The following is a 2142-nucleotide window of genomic DNA, read 5'->3' as shown; positions in this document are numbered from 1 at the left end:
ATTTTAAAATAATCATAAAAATTAAATACTTACATTTTATTAGTGCAAAAATTGATTACATAAAAACTGAATAAATTTATAAAATGAAGAAGATTACTTTATCTCTTTTACTTTTTTTACAAGTTGCAAAATAAAACAAAGTTTTCCCCCTTTAAAAAATCTAGGTAAATCCCTATTAATAAATAAGGTGTAAGACACGGATAGAAGAAGGAGTTCTCACGTGAAAAAGGTTGTTAAAGCTAAAAATTTAATTGCGTTCCGTATTTGGTTAGAAAAATTAGGGTATTCGGTTAAAAACTTGGCCGATGGAAAAGGTTTCACTTTCAGTTTTAAAAAAGAGTATGGCTTAGTCACGTGTGATTTGGCTGGTAACGCCTTAGCGATGCAATTAGGTGAAGAGTTTGAGGATCACTTAAAAGCGTAAGCTTGAGCTGTTTTGCATATACTATTTTCAGTATAGGCAACTTAAAAGTTCTGCTTTCAAAGTAGATCTATATGAGAGTTTGTGAAAATTTTATATTGGCCTCCCATAATTAAGCATTTACATACAAGATAGTTTTTTAAATTAAATTTTCGACTAGATAAAATAAAACCTGTAGCATGGCGCCTCTCCCAAATTGCCAATTGCTACAGGTTTTTTATTTCGAATTAAAATTTTAAATAATTAATTCGTTTTAGATTTACCTAATGCTTTATCTAGAACATCCTTGTCCAGAGCTTTGTCCCAACGAGCAACAACAATTGTTGCGCATGCATTACCAATTAAGTTAGTTAATGCACGACACTCAGACATAAAGCGGTCAATACCTAAAATGAGCGCCATACCTGCCACAGGTACAGATGGGACAACTGACAAAGTAGCAGCGAGTGTAATAAAGCCTGCACCCGTTACCCCTGCCGCACCTTTTGAACTCACCATTGCCACTAAAAGTAATGCAAGTTGTTCGCTAATAGATAAGTCCACATTACATGCTTGCGCAATAAATAAAGCAGCCATAGTCATATAAATGTTAGTGCCATCAAGGTTAAATGAATAACCTGTAGGAATAACTAAGCCCACTACAGATTTTTCACATCCCGCTTTTTGCATTTTATCCATTAAAGACGGTAAAGCTGCTTCAGATGAACTTGTACCTAAAACCAACCAAAGCTCATCTTTGATGTAGCGTATTAAAGCAATAATTGAAAAGCCATTGTAACGCGCTACAGCACCTAAAATGATTAATACGAACAGTACAGCCGTGATATAGAAAGTCATAATCAACAGTAATAAATTACCGATTGATTCGATTCCATAAGCGCCAATAGTAAATGCCATAGCCCCAAAAGCACCAATTGGCGCAAGTTTCATTAACATACCAACCAAGTAGAAAACCGGTGCCGTTAAGTTATTTAGGAAATCAGTGATTGGACGTGCACGATCGCCTAAAGCAGCTAAAGAAATACCAAATAGTACTGCCACAAATAGAACCTGCAAAATTTCACCACCAGCAAGCGGACTTACCAGTGTTTGCGGGATAATATTCATGAAGAAGTCAGTAATATTGGTGGCATGAGCCTTCTCAACGTAAGTATTTACCTTATCACTGACTAAAGTTGCCGGGTCAATGTTTAGACCTTTACCTGGTTGAATAATGTTTGCCACAATCATACCAACCACAAGTGCAAGACTTGAGAAAGTAATGAAATACAGCATTGCTTTACCAGTCACGCGTCCAACCCGACTCATGTTCGTCATGCTGGCAATACCGGTAACCACAGTCAAAAAGATTACGGGAGCAATAATCATTTTAACGATTTTGATGAATGCATCACCGAGCGGTTTTAAGCTCTGTCCAAGCTCAGGGTAAAAATGACCAATTAAAATGCCTAAAATAATTGCAAAGATGACCTGTACATACAAAATTTGGTGAAATTTCTGTTTTTTCTGTACGGTTTCTTGGTCAAGGGTATTGAAATCCATTATCTAAATACCTGTTCGATGGGGATAAAAAAATAAAATATAAAGCGTGCACCACAAGCTGCTTTAAAGGAAGTGAAGCCATTGTAAAGAATAAAAAACACCCTGTGTTATAAATTTAGAAAATGTAAAATTTAAAAACCATGTATATTTTTGTATATAAAGTCTATCTTTTTCTGCAT

Annotated in this window: 2 protein-coding genes; one reads left to right on the top strand and one right to left on the bottom strand. The window is 35.3% G+C overall.

Annotation, left to right across the window (positions count from 1 at the left end; genetic code table 11):
* The first annotated feature begins 220 nt into the window (after positions 1 to 220).
* Positions 221 to 424, top strand: a complete 204-nt coding sequence (locus ACH63V_RS17955; RefSeq protein ID WP_000758190.1) for a hypothetical protein — start codon at positions 221 to 223, stop codon at positions 422 to 424.
* Between the two features lie 240 nt (positions 425 to 664).
* On the opposite strand, the gene ACH63V_RS17950 is transcribed toward ACH63V_RS17955, so the two are convergent.
* A complete protein-coding gene (locus tag ACH63V_RS17950) occupies positions 665 to 1963 on the bottom strand; it encodes a dicarboxylate/amino acid:cation symporter (protein ID WP_347017270.1) in 1299 nt (432 codons plus the stop codon).
* Between the last annotated feature and the right edge of the window lie 179 nt (positions 1964 to 2142).

It is taken from the genome of Acinetobacter sp. ABJ-A23_2 (assembly GCF_044538765.1).
GTDB classification, from domain to species: domain Bacteria; phylum Pseudomonadota; class Gammaproteobacteria; order Pseudomonadales; family Moraxellaceae; genus Acinetobacter; species Acinetobacter nosocomialis_A.
Note: the sequence above shows the minus strand (reverse complement) of the source record. Positions and strands in the feature narration are given on the sequence as shown.